Here is a 17238-nt window from a genome sequence, read left to right on the forward strand (position 1 = left end):
GGTTTTGGGTAAATTATTTCAAAATTACAAATTGATACAGCGGAATGGAGCATATTCCCAAAAACATAATGATTTTCAACAGTTTTGAAAGGAAGGCATATTCCTTTGGCGAGTCGGCATCCCAAGATTTTATGCAGAAATAGAGCAGCGGCGCAACAATGGCAAACAGAAAATAAAGCAGCAAGGTTTGTTGGTTGTATAAATTTTCATACATATAATAAACAACGCCTAAAGTCATAAACACACCCAAAAGGAACACTATCGAAATGGTTCTTTTTCGCCCCAAAGCAATGGGCAATGTGTTCATGCCTCCTTTTTTGTCGCCGTTGATGTCCTGTAAATCCTTTACAATTTCACGTATGAAATTTATGAATAACGCAAAGAGCGCATACTGCAACACAATTTTAAAAACGGCCGATTGTGTAGCTTGGTTTTGTGGCGTAATTGCAGGGAATAAATCAAAAAGCACTACAATTATTAGGCTCATCGCTACCAAGGCTGAAACCAGGAGATTGCCGATGAGCAATATTCCTTTTAAATAGGAAGCATACAAATAAAGCAAGGCCGAAAAAACGATAAACAGCGCAGCAAAACTCGGCTTGCCGATGCTGTTGGCAAGATAAAAACCTATCGCCACACCTACAATGTTGAAAAGTACAAAAAGCCTGTTCGCATTGCGTTCCGAAATCCTTTTGCCGATTAAAACCTTATTCGGTTTGTTGACTTTGTCAATTTCCACATCGTAAATATCGTTGATGATATTTCCCGCAGCGGCTATGCAGATTGTGGCTATTACGAGCAAGGCAAAACTGTAATTGGTCAAGGCCGTATCTACCCCAAAAGGCTGAAACAGGCCGTATTTTATGAAAACCTGCGCTAAGGCAATAAAAAACAGGTTTTGGTAACGGATGAGGTTTAGGTAGTTCAAGGTTTAATTTTGAAAGTTTTATATTCTATGAATGCTTTTCAGATAACAAATGACAAATGACAGATGACAGATGACGGATGAAGTTTGGCAGATTTCATCCAGCACCCCGCACCCAGCACCCCGCACCCCGCTCAATCATACTTTGCGCTCACGCCCTCCGTAACCTTCCATTTTCCCTGTACTTTCAGCACTTGTTCAATCACATCGCGAACACAGCCTTTGCCGCCTTTTTTATGGGATACGTATTTTGAAATCGCTTTGATTTCGGGAACAGCGTCTTGCGGACACGTAGGCAGGCCCACTTCCTGCATAATTTCATAATCGGGAAGGTCATCGCCCATAAATAGCGTGTTTTCGCGCTCTATGTTGTTGGTTTTTAAATAGTCTTCCAGAATTTTGGTTTTGTGGTGGGCGCCCAAAAAGATGTCCTTCACGCCCAAATTTTGCAGCCGCACGCGCACGCCTTCATTGGAACCACCTGAGATAACGCAAACATTATAACCTTGGTCAACCGCTGTTTTTAGTCCGTAACCATCTTTAATGTTCATCGTCCGGAACATCTCACCCTCGGTGTTTACTTGGATTGTACCATCGGTCAAAACGCCGTCCACATCAAAAATGAAGGTGGTTATGTGTTTTAAATATTCTTTATAGCTCATAAATGTGGTGTTTTTTTAGTCTTTCTTCAGCGCTTTTGTAAACATTTCATAAAAATCTCTGTAAGCGCTATTTTCCAACAAATGTAAATGTTTTTCAATGGTTTTTTTGTCGTTCCGTTTTGCCGGGCCGGTCTGCGCTTCTTCGGGTGAAAGGGTTTTAATCTTTGAAGCGGTTTCGGCAATCAGTGGTTTCAGCAAATGGAACGGCAACTTTTCGTCCTTTAAAATTTCACTGCCAATGCCGTATAAGTGATTCACGAAATTGTTTACGAACACCGCGGCAAGATGCAGCTTGGCTCTTTTTTCCGAAGAAATTTCAACCACATTTTCTGAAATGGTCTCGCCTAATTTTCGCAGCAGTTCCAAATCTTCGGTATTTTCAGCTTCTATGCAAATAGGAATCTCCTTAAAGGCAACTTTCCGTTGCTTGGAAAAAGTCTGCAACGGATAGAAGACACCGCGTCGGTTTTTAGCGGCAAGTGCGTTCATTGAAGCGCCGCCGGAAGTGTGAACTACCAATTTATTTTGAAATGAAAGCGACTCGGAAAAGCTTGAAATGGCATCATCGGGAATCCCGATTATGTAAATATCGGCATCGGCAATTTTAGAAATATCATCGGTAAAAGGAATCTTTTCAAAAGGAGAAATCATTTTGATAAAATTTCTGTTAAAAACCTGTATTACAGAAACTTTCGAATTATTATGTAAAGCATTGAGTAAATGGCTATTTACATTTCCGAAGCCTAATAAAACTACCTTTATCATAGTGCGAAGTTAGCGGTTTTTAGAAAAAAGGAATAGAGAAAAAAAGAATAAAGAATAAAGAAAGATGTAATCCAAAATTCCTGTTGTAATATAGACTCGTCTTTCCTCTTTCCTCTTTGCGCTGCCAAAAATTTTCAACGGAATACTTTGTGCTTTATCAATTTTATCTCGCCGTCCTGTTCCAGTTGCTTGATGGCGCGAATTACGGTTTCCACGCGCTGCCCGGTCAAGTCGGCAATTTGTTGACGGGTCAGTTCTACTTGAAAAAGTTCTTCGGAACCGTATTTTCGTTTTAAAAAATCTATCAAGGTCAAGATGCGATGTTCGGGCGGATGTACTGAAATTTCCTTTAAAATGGTGGCTTTGTAATAGAGCCGTTTTGCCAGGGCTTTGGTAAATTTTAGGTTTATTTCAGGGTTTTCGGTAAGCAATTCAAACAATTTTGTTTTGCTCAATTTGTACAGCTGCGTTTGTTTTACGGCCGAAGCGGAAGCGGGATATTTAAAATCGCCCAGCAATGGCGGCTCGCCAAAACTTTCCCCGTCGTAAAAGATGCCCTGTACAAATTCCTTTCCCTGTTCGTTGATGTTGAACATTTTTACCTCGCCGGTCTTTATCTGAAAATAGAAATCTGCCCGCTTTTTTTCGTGAAGAATTATTTCCGAAGCCTTAATATTTTCAAGGGTTGCGCCGTAGTTCAACAGTAAATTTTCTGGAATCATGCGTTTATGATTTGCCTCATAAAATAAGGCCTGTTCTGCATTGTAAATTTACACCTTAAAAATCAAAACCCTATTTATATTATGAAAACCCTTTCCCTTAAAAAAATGCAGGACGAATTTGTGTACGATTATTATATGTACGTTCCATTAACAATTATTTTGAACAGTTGTATTGGTTCTATTGCTGCCATGACTATTTTGGCACAGGGCACATCCTTGCTTTCCGGTATTGAACTGACGCTGTGTGTTTCACTTTGCATGGGCTACAATGCAGCTTTGCTTGCTGGTTCAAACAGAAAGTTTGCTTTTTGGCTATTGCTAGTAAGTTTAGCAGTAAATATGTTATTGATTTTAATAACTTTGCTATAAAAAATGGCAAAAAAGAAAATTGAATCCCGCGAAGATGTGTCTTTGCTCGTAAATACATTCTATGGAAAAGTGAGGAAAGACGCACTTCTCGGGCCTATTTTCAATGGAATCATAACCGATTGGGACACCCACCTTGAACTCCTTACCGATTTTTGGGAGACCAATCTTTTCTTTAAACGAAAATACTTCGGAAACCCGATGCACGCACACATTGAGGTTGATAAAAAAGTGGGGGGAACCATCAACGAACTTCACTTTGGCACGTGGATTAACCTATGGCACCAAACCATCGACGAACTTTTTGAGGGCGAAACCGCCAATATCGCAAAAAACCGGGCGAGAAATATGGGAACCTTCATTCACCTGAACATTTTTAATGCCCGAAATGAGACTTCAAAAAAGGCTGAATAGTTAACAGATTTAAGTAGTCTAAATGGGCGTAATTCCTTATTTTTGCGCCAAAATTTCCTGTAATGCAAAAAAAGATTGCTTCCGTTCTTTTCTCCACCCGTTTAACCGCCGTTTTATTTATCGTTTTTGCAGTCGCCATGGCCGCAGGAACCTTTATGGACGCCGACTCCCAAAGTCCGCCAACGCCCTACACGCGCGAACTTATCTACAACGCGTGGTGGTTTGAGGCAATCATGTTGCTTTTTGTAATAAATTTTGTCGGTAATATTTTTAGATATAACCTCCACAAACGCGAAATGTGGGCTTCGTTGATGTTGCACTTGGCTTTTATTTTGGTAATTATAGGCGCTTTTGTTACACGCTATATTGGTTTTGAGGGCGTAATGCACATTCGCGAAGGGCAGACCGAAAATACGATCCTTTCAGAACAAACCTATCTCGATGTCTTTATTGATGGCGATTATATGATTGATGGCGTTGCGCAGCGCAGAAAACTAAAGCCGAAGAAACTCCGGCTTTCTGAAAAGCTTAACAATAATTTCAGCATAAACACAGATTACAACGGCCAGCCCGTAACTATCAAATTTAAAGATTTTATTAGTGGTGCCACGGAAGGGTTGACACCAGATGAAAATGGCGAGGAATACCTTAAAATAGTGGAATCCGGTGATGGAGAGCGCCACGACCATTGGGTAAAGGTAGGGGAGGTTTCCAATATCCATAATATTCTTTTCGCAATAAACAAACCAACGGAGGGGGCCATAAATATCAGCTATTCCGAAGATGGCAACTATACCATTTCCAGCCCTTTTGAAGGCAACTTTATGAGAATGGCAGACCAAATGCAGGGAGAAGTAGCAGCAGATAGCGTTCAAACATTTAATCTGCGTTCGCTATACCGAATGGGCGGTATTTCTTTTGTAGTGCCAGAGCCTATAACCAAAGGAAACTTCGGTATTGTGAAAGCGGCGCCCGGTGAACCCGCCAACCAAGACGCACTTATCCTTGAAATATCATCAGGCAATGAAACAAAAACCGTTTCCATGCTAGGCGGAAAGGGGACTGCGCCGAATCCCGTGGAAACCGAAATTGCAGGCTTAAAGGTTTATACGAGTTACGGTTCTAACGAGATCGACCTTCCTTTCAGCATAACCTTAAACGATTTTATCGCGGAAAAATATCCCGGTACCGAAAAGGGATATTCTTCCTTCAAAAGTAAAGTTACCGTCATAGATGCGGACAAAACCCATTTTGATGCGGACATTTTCATGAACAACGTTTTGGACCATCATGGCTACCGTTTTTTCCAGTCCGGTTTCGACCCGGATGAGGGAGGAACCATCCTCTCCGTAAACCACGACTGGTGGGGCACATGGATTACATACATAGGTTATTTTTTCCTATATATAGGGTTAATGGGAATTCTATTCTTTAAGGGAAGCCGTTTTAAGAATTTGGAAAAAATTCTCAATCGCATCAAGAAAAAGAAAGCAAAAATGACCATGTTGCTGGTGTTTTTCGTTTCGCTTTCGGGAATGGCGCAAGTGGCAAAGGAACCTGCACACACCACCGTTCCCAAACAGCAGATAGATTCGTTGATAAAGGCGAATGCAGTGAGCAAAGAACACGCGGCAAAGTTTGGACATTTGATAATCCAGGACAATGGGCGGATGAAGCCTATCAATACTTTTGCAAGTGAATTGTTGCGGAAAATAAGCCGTGATGACCATTACGAAGGTTTGGATGCCAACCAGGTTTTTATCTCAATGACAGAGTTTCCAAGACTTTGGGTTGAAGTACCTTTAATATATCTAAAACGCGGCAACGACAGTATCCGCCACGTGGCCGGCGTGCCCGAGGGCCAAAAGGATATTGCCCTGCTCGATCTTTTTGATGAAAAAGGAAACTATAAACTGGAGCCTTATTTGGAAGCGGCTACGCGAACCACAAATCCGAATCAGTTTCAAAAGGATTTTATTAAGGCCCACGAAAACTTTTCACTTTTAAATGCTGCTTTGAGCGGAAGTATCTTAAAAATATTCCCAATTCCCGAAGATCCGGGCAACAAGTGGGTTTCCTATCCAGAATTGGGCGAAGCCAACTTAAAGGGAATGGATTCGCTGTATGCCAAAAACATTCTTCCGCTGTACTTTGACAGCTTGAAGAAAGCGCGCGAAACCGGCGATTATACACAGGCGAATGAATTTTTGGAAAGCATTACCAATTTCCAAAAGAAATATGGAAAGGAAGTGATGCCTTCGGAAAACAAACTTCGGGCAGAGACTATTTATAACAAAGCCGACATTTTCAACCGACTCTATAAATATTTTGCGGTTTTCGGTATTTTGATGTTCGTCTTTATCATCGCACAGCTTTTTAAGGATCGAAAGATATTGCGGGTGCTCATAAAAAGTTCAAAAGTACTGATGTGGGTTTTCTTTGGGTTAATGACACTCGGTTTGGCATTGCGTTGGTATGTAAGCGGCCACGCTCCTTGGAGTGATGCGTATGAATCTGTGGTATATGTGGCCTGGGCGACGGTTTTCTTCGGCCTCTCTTTTGGGCGTAAAAGTGATTTGACCGTGGCCTCAACAGCCTTTGTGGGCGCAATCATCCTTTGGGTGGCACACGAAAACTGGTTGGATCCATCCATTGCAAACCTACAGCCCGTTCTGGACAGCTATTGGTTGATGATCCACGTGGCAGTAATCGTAATGAGTTACGGCCCCTTTACCCTCGGAATGATTTTGGCGGTCACTTCGCTGTTCCTTATGATTTTTACCACCAAGAAGAATTATAAAAACATGGAGATCAACATCAGCGAACTGACCGTTGTTACCGAAATGGCATTGACCGCGGGCTTGGTACTGCTAACCATCGGAAACTTCTTGGGTGGCCAATGGGCCAATGAAAGTTGGGGCCGTTACTGGGGCTGGGACCCAAAAGAAACTTGGGCGCTGATCAGTATAATGGTATATGCCTTTGTAATCCACGCCAGATTGGTTCCCGGCTTACGCGGAAGATGGACGTTTAATGTCTTTGCGCTTTTTGCCTATGCCTCCATTATGATGACCTATTTTGGAGTAAATTTCTACCTGAGCGGCCTACATTCCTACGCAAGCGGCGATGCGCCTGCTACGCCAACCTTTGTTTGGTGGATAACCCTGTTTGCGGTAATTCTTAGTGTTGTATCGTATTTTAGGTATAAGAAATTTTACGGGAAGAAGAGGCCTCCTAACCCCCAAAAGGGGAATTGAAAAACCACGAATTCACGAATTTTTTAAAGCCTTAAAGATGATTGCTTCTTTCCTTGCACTAGTACGTCCCTTGCAGGAAATTCCTGAGTTCATGGAGAAGAAATAAAACTTAAAATCAATCAATGTTTGTAATTAAGTCTATCCTGAGCATTAAAGTATTTTATATGTTATTGTTTCTGTTCACTAATATTTGTATTGGACAGTCAGAATCCAGAAAAGCTTTTGTTCTGGCCTTAAATGTTCCAGACAATGAAAGAAATAGTAATTCAGCATTTAAAGAAATTGCTTCTGAAAATAATTTGAAAAGGCTTTCTTGCTTTCAGGATAACAAACTTCAGAGCGATTTATATTTTGATAAACTCGGAAACGTGATTCTAAATTTTGATACTTCAAACAGGATAATTTCTAAATCTGAATTTAAATATGATAGCAAAGATCGTCTTTCTGAAATTTCCTATTTTGATTTAAATGGAGAATTTACAGATGGTTTCAGATATGAATACGACGGACTTTATAAAACAAAATTTGAAACGGGCAATGCAATTCCTATTGACAGGGAAGTTGAGTTAAAAGAAGAAAATATCAGAATTTATTCGCGATATACCTCAGATGGATGGGTTTTAAGCGGAATTTATATTAAAAATTCAAAAGGCGAATATGAAAGAGAATTAAATTACAATAATGACGGATTGTATAAGGAATTTCAACACTATTATGACTCTAAGCTGCTTAAAGGATTTACGAAGAAAATAACGTATTCTGGTGGATTGAAGATTTCTGAAAAAGATTATTCAGCCTATAAAACGGATGTAAGGGGTAATAAGATCGAAAGATATTCTGCTTATAGTAATGATACATTGCAATTAGTCTCTACACATAAATTTAATGAACAAAATCAGGTTATAGAAAATGATTATCCATCATTTCTCGAAAATTTCGAATATTATCCAAATGGATTAATTAAATCTAAAACCACAAAGAACAGGAATGGAATTACAGTTTTGACATTTTTTTATCAAAATTTACTTCCCAAAAAAATAGTTAAAAATAATGGAGAGAATGAATCCACTTTTAGGTATGAATATGAGTTCTTTAAATAGCAATTAAATTTCTAAAAAAACCACGAATTCACGAATTATTATTTATAAAAATTCGTGAATTCGTGGCCTAAAAAATCTACCGTCTAAAAACTACCGACTACCGACTTCTCTAAACCATATCCTCCGGCTTAACCCATTCATCAAACTCTTCGGCAGTTAAATAGCCGAGATTTACAGCTTCTTCCTTTAGCGTTGTACCGTTTTTATGGGCGGTGTTTGCAATTTCCGCAGCTTTGTAATAACCTATCTTTGGATTGAGGGCAGTAACCAGCATCAAGCTGTTGTTCAATTGTCTTTTGATTACCTCGTAATTGGGCTCAATACCCTGTGCGCAGTGAATATCAAATGAAACACAGGCATCGCCAAGTAATTGGGCAGACTGAAGAAAGTTTGCAGCCATGACGGGTTTGAAAACGTTTAGCTCAAATTGTCCCTGCATTCCACCTACGGCAATAGCCATATCGTTCCCGATTACCTGTGCGCAAACCATAGTGAGCGCTTCGCATTGGGTTGGGTTTACTTTTCCGGGCATAATGGAGGAGCCGGGTTCGTTTGCCGGAATGTTTATTTCGCCAATTCCGCTTCTCGGGCCGCTGGCGAGCATCCGCACATCATTCGCTATTTTATTCAAGGAAACCGCTAATTGCTTCAAAGCGCCGTGGCTTTCCACCAAAGCATCGTGTGCGGCAAGGGCTTCAAATTTATTTTTAGCGGTTACGAAGGGAAGGTCGGTAAATTTCGCGATGTACGCCGCAACTTTTACATCGTAGCCTTTTGGCGTGTTTAAACCAGTACCCACGGCGGTTCCGCCCAAAGCGAGTTCGGCCAAATGTGGCAGGGTGTTTTTTAAGGCTTTAATTCCGTGCTCAAGCTGTGCGGCGTACCCGCTAAATTCCTGCCCGAGGGTGAGGGGAGTGGCGTCCATAAAATGGGTGCGGCCTATTTTTACCACATCCTTGAATTCCGATGCTTTTTTGGAAAGTGTTTTCTGAAGCTGCTCCACACCGGGAATGGTATTTTCAACCAATTTTTTGTAAGCCGCAATGTGCATACCCGTTGGGAAAGTATCGTTGGATGATTGCGATTTGTTCACATCGTCATTGGGTTGGAGGGTTTTCTCACCTTCGCCTATGGTTTTTCCCGCAAGTTGGTGGGCACGGTTGGCAATCACTTCGTTAACGTTCATATTGCTTTGGGTACCGCTTCCGGTTTGCCAGATTACCAACGGAAATTGGTCGTCGTGCTTTCCTTCCAAAATTTCATCGCAAACCTTGGCAATCAAATCTCTTTTTTCTTCGGAAAGTACGCCGAGGTCGCAATTGGTATAGGCGGCTGCTTTCTTCAAATAAGCAAACCCGTAAATAATTTCCATCGGCATGGAAGCACGCGGGCCGATTTTAAAATTTTCAAAAGAACGCTCGGTTTGCGCGCCCCAAAGTTTGTCGGCAGGTACTTTTACCTCGCCCATAGTGTCTTTTTCTATTCTATATTGCATGGTGAAATGATTTATTTTGAATTAATTATTCGCTTTCAGCAAAGCTTCCGTATTTTAAGACAAAGGTAGCGAAAAGCCAAAAGTTGTTCAACCCGCACGGCTGTTTATTTGTTGTGAATAAATCAGCGGGTTTTGTTGTTGTTTTATAAAAAAACCTTTTATCTTTGGGGCATCAATTTAAAACCGCTACACCATGTTTACTTTTGAACAATATTTAGGATTTATCGCGATTATGTTAGTAGTAACCATCGGGTTTTGGCTAATGTTTTTTTTGGTGGGAATACTTCCTTACTGGATTGGCGGCTCGCTTTATGAAAACTGGAAAATGAAGCGTGAAGAGAAACGTAAAAAAGAATTGAAGTAATAACTTCAAACTTATAGATATAAAAAAAGGGAGCCTGTTCGGTTCTCTTTTTTGTGTTTCATTATAAAGTATTTATCCTTCAAAGCCCCCATCGTCAAATCCGCCGCCTCTTTCCGGGCGTTGGCGCTGTTTCTTTTGGTTGAATCGATAGGTAAAGGTAAGCGTTACTTGGCGCTGTCTCCACTGGAATTCGCTTTCACTGGTAAAATAATCGGTGGTGGTAAGACTATTTCTTTTTCGGGTGTTGAAAAGATCGCTTACGTTCAAGGCCAAGGTTCCGTTATCGTCCATAATATCCTTGCTCATGGCCATATCTACGGAGAGGATGCCGTCTGTTTCAGTCTGTGAATTATTCGAAGGGCCTCTGTAAAAAGCATTGGTCTGCCATTCAATTTTCGCGGGAAGTTTTACTTTACTGCTGAAACGCCCAAAATAGCTTGTGTTTTTGGCGCCGTAATCAACATCATTATAAAATCCTTCGGTTTTAAACAGGAAGTAGTTAAAACTTCCGTTTAAATTAAGCCATTTTGTTGGGTTGTAAAGCAAACCTAACTCAAAGCCATAACGCTCGTTTGTTGAAAGGTTAATGGGAAGTGTACGGATTACGGGAATGTCATTGCTGGTCAATTCGCCCGTTTCTTGTTGTACTCTTTCGAAAGCATCGGTTTCGTATTGATAGTAAAGTGAAGAGGTCAATGTTAATTTTTTCCAACGTTTTAAATAGCCCAAATCAAAAGCGCTGGCATAGGCGGGATCCAAATCTGGATTTCCCTGAAATATGTTCGCTTCACTGGAGCGCGATGGGAACGGGTTTATAAACCAATGGCGCGGTCTGTTTATACGTCTGTTGTACCCGAGGGTAATGTTTTCGTTTTCCTTTAATTCATAGGTTAGGTTTACCGTGGGGAAGAGGCCGGTATAGTTTTTATGAAAGTTTAGATTGATGGGTGTTTCACCTACCACATTTTCGGCATCTACCTTTCCTTTTAGTTGGGTATTTTCTACGCGCAGGCCGAGCAGAAAGGAGAACTTTCCAAATTTATTTCCATATTGCGAATAAAACGCATGCACGTTTTCGTTATAGGTAAAAATGTTTGAGATGCTATCATTTCTTACAAAGACGCCCGTGGTTCCAATTTCTTCCAGCAGCGTGTAGTCTGTAATGTTTTCTTCAAAATTGCCGCGGTATCCGGCTTCAAATTGTGCATTTTCCCCTATTGGCAGCACATAATCTGCCTGCGCTAAATATTCGGTCTGGTTTTGCTTTTGAATTATATCTTCAGAAGGCAATACCGCAATATTTGGAAATATTCGCCTTTCCGTAATAGTGGAACTTTCGGTTTCCTTGTCCTTTTCATACTGAAAATCAGCGGTCAATTTGTGGCCGTGATCGTTGAAATTATTTGCGTAATTTAAGGCGAGCTGGTAGGTTTCATCGTCTTCGGCCTCGTTCTCAATTCTCGTAATGCGTTCCTTAACTTCACCAAAGTTATAATTTGAAGTATTATTGGTAGTCTCGTCATTACCGTCTCCCTTTCTATAAAAAGCACTCGCCGTAATGGAAGATTTATCGGTAAGGAAATATTCAATCCCTAAATTGGTATTGAAGCCTTTGCCCATACGGTCGTATTTTCGGTCTTCAATAACCTGATCAAATTTTGGATCGATTGTAATGGGCTCTCCCTCATCGTCCAGAATGGGCGCTCCATTTTCGTCCAAGAGCGGGCGGGAAAAGTAGTTGTTGTTGAAAAAGGCTTTTCCGGGGCCGCTTCTGTAATAAACGCCAGTAGTATTAAAAATATTGAATTTATCCGTACGGAGGTTTATGTTGGCCGTAGCATTGCTATTAAGGGGCACGCCAATACTGGTACTTAACGAACCGTTTAAACCGAGTGTTTTTTCCTTTTTCAGGATAATATTTAAAATTCCGGCAGTTCCTTCGGCATCGTACCGCGCGGAAGGGGAGGTGATTACTTCCACTCTTTCAATTGCTTCGGCCGGAAGTTGGCGCAAGGCATCGGTAGAGCCAAAGCCTGCAATGGCCGATGGTTTTCCGTTGATAAGTATCTTAACGTTGTCATTTCCGCGTAGCGCAATGGTGCCATCTACATCCACAGTTACAGACGGAACGTTGTTTAGCGCATCGCTAACCGTGGCACCGCCCGCGGTAAGGTCTTTGCCAATATTGTATATCTTTTTGTCGAGCCTAACGTGTACCTCTGTGGTTTCGGCACGTACCACTACTTCGTCCAAACTGGCCGCATCCCAAGCTAATTTTACGGTTGGAAGGGTAGTGTTTTTAGTCAAGTTTTGGTTTGGGACCTCTTTGGCTTTATAGGAGATAAATTCATATTTAACAGTATAAACGCCTGCGGGTACCTCAATACTGAAATTGCCCTCCGTATCTGTAATTCCCCCGGTAACAATTTTTCCTTGCTTGTTAATAAATGAAACCGTGGAGTATTCCAATGGATAATTTGTACCCTCTTCAAGGATGGTGCCTTTAACGGTAATTTGTTTTTTTTCAGGGTTTTGGGCCAATGTTAGGGTAGTGGCAAATAAGGACAGAATAGCAAGGATAATTTTCATGTAATTTTTAGCAATTTTGACCCACGAAAATAACAGGGGTTTAATTGGAAACTGCTAAATTCTTGTTAAATAAAAATGTTCAAACTATAAAATATCCAGCACTTTTTCTGGAGGTCTGCCCACCACGGCGTGCGTTCCCTTTATGGCTATGGGTCGTTCAATCAATTTGGGATGTTGGACCATAGCATCGATTATCTGTTTGTCGCTCAAATTTTTTCCTTTGAAATTTTCCTTCCACTCGGGTTCTTGGGTTCGAACAAGTGCTATGGGTTTAATGCCGAGCAGTTCAATAACTTGTTTCAGCTCTTGGTGCGTGGGCGGGTTTTCGAGATATTTTACAATTTCTATGGTTTCGCCTTCTTCTTCCAAAAGGTGAAGGGCTTCGCGCGATTTGCTGCAACGGGGGTTGTGGTAGAGGGTTGTCATAATTTACATTAAATTTTACTTTTTTGATAATTCCTCCAGTTCCAAGTTATAATCATATTGCAAATCTTCGTGCAGAGTTTCTACTTTTTTTGAAATATAATCTATCTGCCGGTTGTATAGATTGGTAAGGGTTGCATTTCGTTTTATGGAGGGCTTGAAATCTTTCAGCTTTTCGCAAAAATACAGCAAAAGTTCCACTTCGGTCGTTTTGTTTTGCGAATAGCGGATGAATTTTTTCAGCTCCCTTAAAATTTTCCGAACGCTCTTTTTTATGTAGAAAAAGGTCTTGGTATTTATCATTTCAAAATCTGCATCCACCTTATCCTTTATGCTTTGAATGAACATTTCTTCATCCGCAGATTCAAACAACAGATAGGTAAGCAGTTCCTTGTTTTCCTTTTTGAATTTTGAAAGTCGAAGACAAAGCTCCAGCAATTCCTGGGTGGAACGGTGGTTGAGTTCGGTTTTTATTTCTTTTAAGGATGCGGCTTTCATAAAATTTCGTTGGAAGTAAAAATACTATTGATATTTAAGAATCGATCGGGAATTATCGATAAAATATTTATTTGAAGCTTTAACATTTCAACTTTTCAAATGAGAAGCATTTTTATGTACTTTTAAATTCGCAAAAATTAAAAATGGTATTCAAAAACACGCTTCTCCCTTTTTCGCTCTTTCTTCTCCTTGGAACCGGGGCGTTTTCCCAAACCAATTCCCAAAACAAAATATACGAAACCTATGACAATATCGTGGGGCTGGATAATACGGGCTTGTTCAACGGCACAGAGTTCACCGATCTATTTTTGAACACGGACGGAACGTACAGATATTTCAACGGCTATGATTATGCCGTGGGTTCGGTAACCTACAACGGTCAATATTATGTAAACGTTTTTTTGAAATACGACCTTTTGGAAGACAATTTGTTAACGCGTTCTGATGACAATCTGAGTATTTTCAATGTGAAATTGATTCCAGAGTTCGTTGGGTCGTTTTCCATTTACGGCCGCAACTTTGTTAGCATGCCGGGCACTAATTTGGAAATCACGGGCAATGGATATTTTGAGGCGGCCTACCTTGGAAATAAACTGGACCTTTACATAAAGCACACCAAAAAGAAAAAGGACAAACCATTGAAAAATGGCGTGCAATACAGGTTTTCCGAATATAATTTCTATGTTCTAAAAAATAGTGGCAACTACACAATTATCAATTCGGAAAGGGAACTTCGGAAATTGCTTCCCGAAAAAGAAGACGAAATCCGAAATTTTTATAAAAGTTACAAAGCCCTTTATAAATCAGACCCAGACAGTTTTATGACAAAACTGGTAAAATATCTCGACGGGCTGGAAACAGAAAAAAACCAACAATAATTTGATGTAATTTTTTTATGCAAAATAAAGTTTTTGCCGTCGTTATATTTTTATTGATCTCTGTGGGACTGTTCGGGCAAACCGAGCAAAACATAACGGTATCATTCAATAATACGCCTTTAAAGGAGGCTGTTTTAAAAGTGGAAACCCTTTCAGACAAAAAATTCTATTTTGAAGCATCTTGGCTGAAAGGTCATTTCGTAACCAAGACTTTTGAAAACGAATCTCTCAGAAAAGTGTTGGATGGAATTTTCAGCAATACAAACATCAATTTCATTTTGAACGACGGAAACGTAATTCTGTTGAACAATACCTATGTTTATACGGAATTGCCTTCAGATTATTTTAACGAGGCAAAGCCCGATGAAAAGGTAATTGAGGAAAACAACAACGCCCCAATTTTTCAGGAAGAATATGCCGAACGGCAAACGGTCCATCAACGAAAATTGGTAACCATTGGGAAACAGCGGCCTAATGCGGCGAATAAAACCTATGTGCTCTCGGGCGTTTTTAAAAATTCGAAAACGGGTGAGCCATTGCAAAACCTTTCCATTTCAACGGTTGATAGAACCAAATATGCCGTAACAGATTCTGAAGGGCGCTTCAGCATTCGTCTTCCGTATGGTTTGAATAAATTGGAAACGAACCTTTTGGGTTTTGAAAAGATCCGCCAGGACGTAATTATGTACGGTGATGGCTCGCTGAACATTGAGCTGCGCGAAAATACCGAATCTTTGGAAGAAGTGGTGGTTAAATCGAAAAAAGACGCCAATGTGCGCGATGCCGTGGTGGGCGTTACCAATATTGACATTGAAACCATAAAAACAATTCCACTGGTTTTGGGCGAGCGCGATATTTTAAAAGTCGCCACAACCATGCCCGGAATAAAAACAACGGGTGAAGGCTCCAGCGGTTTTAACGTGCGTGGTGGCAGGGCGGACCAAAACCTTATTTTGTTGGACGATGCCGTGCTGTACAATCCATCACACTTTTTGGGTTTCTTTTCGGCAGTAAACCCTTTTACTACGGGAAGTTTGGAAATCTACAAAGCGAGCATTCCCGCTGAATATGGCGGACGGCTTTCCTCGGTTTTTGATATAGAGACCAAATCGGGCGATATGGAAAAGTTTAAGGGCGAAGGTTCCGTAGGGCCCATAACCGCCAACCTTGCGGTGGAAGTTCCCGTAGTAAAGGAAAAAGCGTCTGTAATTGCGGGTTTTAGGGCTACTTATTCCGATTGGATTTTAAGAAGTCTGGATGAGGAAGAATTGAAAAACAGCGAGGCTTCATTTTATGATGGTATCGTAAAATACAAACACATTATTGACGATAAAAATAATATTCAGGGTACATTTTATTATAGCAAAGACCGTTTCAGCATAACTTCCGATTCTATTTTTGATTATAACAACCGGTTAATTTCATTAAAATACGGTCATAATTTTAACGAAAAGAGCAGGGCGGAACTCATTTTGGTGAATAGTCAATATAAATACGGAATCAATTATGAAGCGGACGCCAATGAAAATTTCGATTTTGGTTATGAACTGAACGAATATCAAGCAAAACTCAATTTCAATTATAAACTGAGCGGCAAGCACAAACTCAGTTACGGCCTCAGTAGCAAGCTGTACTCCATAGATCCCGGAAATATTGCGCCAATTGGAGCAAATTCTGATGTACAGGCAAAAACAATTGACCGCGAAAAAGGCTTGGAATCTGCGGTTTACCTCGCAGATTTATTTGAAGTGACGGATAAATTATTGCTCGACTTGGGCCTGCGTTACTCTTTTTATTCAGCACTTGGGCCTGCAACCCAAAATGTATATAAAGATGGTGCTCCTAAAAGCGAAAGTTCCATAATAGAAGTAAGAGAGTACGGCAACAACGAATCCATCAAAACCTACGGTGGCCCGGAATACCGAATTTCCGGACGTTATTTATTGGGGAACGAATTTTCGGTAAAAGCCGGTTTTAACAGAACCATTCAATATTTGCATCTGCTCTCCACAAACACCACCCAATCGCCCACGGATATCTGGAAGCTTTCCGATTTGAACATTGCGCCGCAACGCGCCAATCAGTACAGTTTGGGTTTCTTTAAAAATCTTCCCGGGAAGGATGTGGAATTCAGCATTGAGGGGTATTACAAAACAATGGACGACCTTTTGGACTACAAAATCGGCGCCCAATTAATTTTGAACGACGATCTTGAAACCGAGCTTTTGCAAGGTGAGGGAAAAGCCTATGGCGTGGAATTTCTTGTGAAAAAGAATAGCGGCAGATTCAACGGCTATGTGGGTTACAGTTATTCGCGCGCCCAAATAAAATTGGACAGCCAAATTATGCAGGAACGCGTAAACAATGGTGAGTTTTTCCCCGCAAATTATGATAAACCGCACGATTTCTCGGTGGTCGCTAACTATAAACTTACCAAGCGTTTCAGCTTTTCGGGTAATTTCACCTACCAAACTGGGCGGCCGATTACATACCCTATAGGACGGTATGTTTTCGCTGGTGAGGAGCAGGTGCTTTACAGCGACCGCAACAAATTCCGTATTCCAGATTATTACCGTTTGGATTTGGGCGTAAACATTGAAGGAAACCACAAATTGAAAAAACTTGCACACAGTTTTATCAATATTTCAGTTTACAACGTTTTGGGAAGAAACAACCCGTACTCGGTATTTTTTGTAAATGAGGAAGGGCAGATAAAAGCCTATAAAACTTCCATCTTTTCGGTGCCGGTGCCAACGATAACATATAACTTTAAGTTTTAG

At 40.7% G+C, this 17238-nt stretch carries 15 protein-coding genes; 7 read left to right on the forward strand and 8 right to left on the reverse strand.

Annotation, left to right across the window (positions count from 1 at the left end; translation table 11 throughout):
• Positions 1–13 precede the first annotated feature (13 nt).
• The 4 genes from POV26_RS05785 to POV26_RS05800 form a co-directional block, all read right to left on the reverse strand.
• Positions 14–928 (reverse strand): geranylgeranylglycerol-phosphate geranylgeranyltransferase, encoded by a 915-nt coding sequence (locus tag POV26_RS05785; RefSeq protein ID WP_272855523.1) that lies wholly within the window; start codon positions 926–928, stop codon positions 14–16.
• Between the two features lie 131 nt (positions 929–1059).
• Entirely contained in the window at positions 1060–1587 is a 528-nt protein-coding gene (locus POV26_RS05790; RefSeq protein WP_272855524.1) for a KdsC family phosphatase, read from the reverse strand.
• Positions 1588–1602: 15 nt separating this feature from the next.
• Positions 1603–2238: a Rossmann-like and DUF2520 domain-containing protein gene (locus POV26_RS05795; RefSeq protein WP_336375898.1), complete on the reverse strand. Its 636-nt coding sequence runs from the start codon at positions 2236–2238 to the stop codon at positions 1603–1605.
• Between the two features lie 248 nt (positions 2239–2486).
• Positions 2487–3074, reverse strand: a complete 588-nt coding sequence (locus tag POV26_RS05800) for a Crp/Fnr family transcriptional regulator (protein ID WP_045079426.1) — start codon at positions 3072–3074, stop codon at positions 2487–2489.
• Between the two features lie 81 nt (positions 3075–3155).
• Between POV26_RS05800 and POV26_RS05805 the strand changes: the two genes are divergently transcribed.
• From POV26_RS05805 to POV26_RS05820, 4 genes are all read left to right on the forward strand, one after another.
• Positions 3156–3443 carry a hypothetical protein gene (locus tag POV26_RS05805; protein WP_272855526.1) on the forward strand — a complete coding sequence of 96 codons (288 nt, stop codon included), beginning with the start codon at positions 3156–3158 and terminating at the stop codon, positions 3441–3443.
• Between the two features lie 3 nt (positions 3444–3446).
• Positions 3447–3854, forward strand: a complete 408-nt coding sequence (locus POV26_RS05810; RefSeq protein ID WP_272855527.1) for a group III truncated hemoglobin — start codon at positions 3447–3449, stop codon at positions 3852–3854.
• Between the two features lie 62 nt (positions 3855–3916).
• On the forward strand, positions 3917–7111 hold the full coding sequence (locus POV26_RS05815) for a cytochrome c biogenesis protein CcsA (protein ID WP_272855528.1): 3195 nt from the start codon (positions 3917–3919) through the stop codon (positions 7109–7111).
• Positions 7112–7233: 122 nt separating this feature from the next.
• The gene (locus POV26_RS05820; protein ID WP_272855529.1) at positions 7234–8211 is read left to right on the forward strand and encodes a hypothetical protein; all 978 of its coding nucleotides are present in this window, start codon (positions 7234–7236) and stop codon (positions 8209–8211) included.
• 109 nt (positions 8212–8320) lie between these two features.
• Here POV26_RS05820 and fumC read toward each other — a convergent pair whose 3' ends face one another.
• On the reverse strand, positions 8321–9706 hold the full coding sequence (gene fumC / locus POV26_RS05825; protein ID WP_272855530.1) for a class II fumarate hydratase: 1386 nt from the start codon (positions 9704–9706) through the stop codon (positions 8321–8323).
• 193 nt (positions 9707–9899) lie between these two features.
• Between fumC and POV26_RS05830 the strand changes: the two genes are divergently transcribed.
• Positions 9900–10070, forward strand: coding sequence for a hypothetical protein (locus POV26_RS05830; protein WP_272855531.1), 171 nt, complete (start codon positions 9900–9902; stop codon positions 10068–10070).
• Between the two features lie 72 nt (positions 10071–10142).
• Here the strand turns inward: POV26_RS05830 and POV26_RS05835 are convergent, their stop codons facing one another.
• The 3 genes from POV26_RS05835 to POV26_RS05845 all read right to left on the reverse strand — a co-directional run bounded on the left by POV26_RS05835 (position 10143) and on the right by POV26_RS05845 (position 13580).
• Positions 10143–12659 carry a TonB-dependent receptor gene (locus tag POV26_RS05835; RefSeq protein ID WP_272855532.1) on the reverse strand — a complete coding sequence of 839 codons (2517 nt, stop codon included), beginning with the start codon at positions 12657–12659 and terminating at the stop codon, positions 10143–10145.
• An 84-nt stretch (positions 12660–12743) separates the two neighbouring features.
• Positions 12744–13085 (reverse strand): arsenate reductase (glutaredoxin), encoded by a 342-nt coding sequence (gene arsC, locus POV26_RS05840; RefSeq protein ID WP_272855533.1) that lies wholly within the window; start codon positions 13083–13085, stop codon positions 12744–12746.
• Positions 13086–13100: 15 nt separating this feature from the next.
• The gene (locus POV26_RS05845; RefSeq protein ID WP_272855534.1) at positions 13101–13580 is read right to left on the reverse strand and encodes a hypothetical protein; all 480 of its coding nucleotides are present in this window, start codon (positions 13578–13580) and stop codon (positions 13101–13103) included.
• Positions 13581–13723: 143 nt separating this feature from the next.
• Between POV26_RS05845 and POV26_RS05850 the strand changes: the two genes are divergently transcribed.
• Together POV26_RS05850 and POV26_RS05855 are read left to right on the forward strand one after the other, a co-directional pair.
• Positions 13724–14458 (forward strand): hypothetical protein, encoded by a 735-nt coding sequence (locus POV26_RS05850; protein ID WP_272855535.1) that lies wholly within the window; start codon positions 13724–13726, stop codon positions 14456–14458.
• A gap of 17 nt (positions 14459–14475) precedes the next feature.
• Positions 14476–17238 (forward strand): carboxypeptidase-like regulatory domain-containing protein, encoded by a 2763-nt coding sequence (locus POV26_RS05855; protein WP_272855536.1) that lies wholly within the window; start codon positions 14476–14478, stop codon positions 17236–17238.

The organism is Aequorivita todarodis (assembly GCF_028561335.1).
GTDB lineage: Bacteria > Bacteroidota > Bacteroidia > Flavobacteriales > Flavobacteriaceae > Aequorivita > Aequorivita todarodis.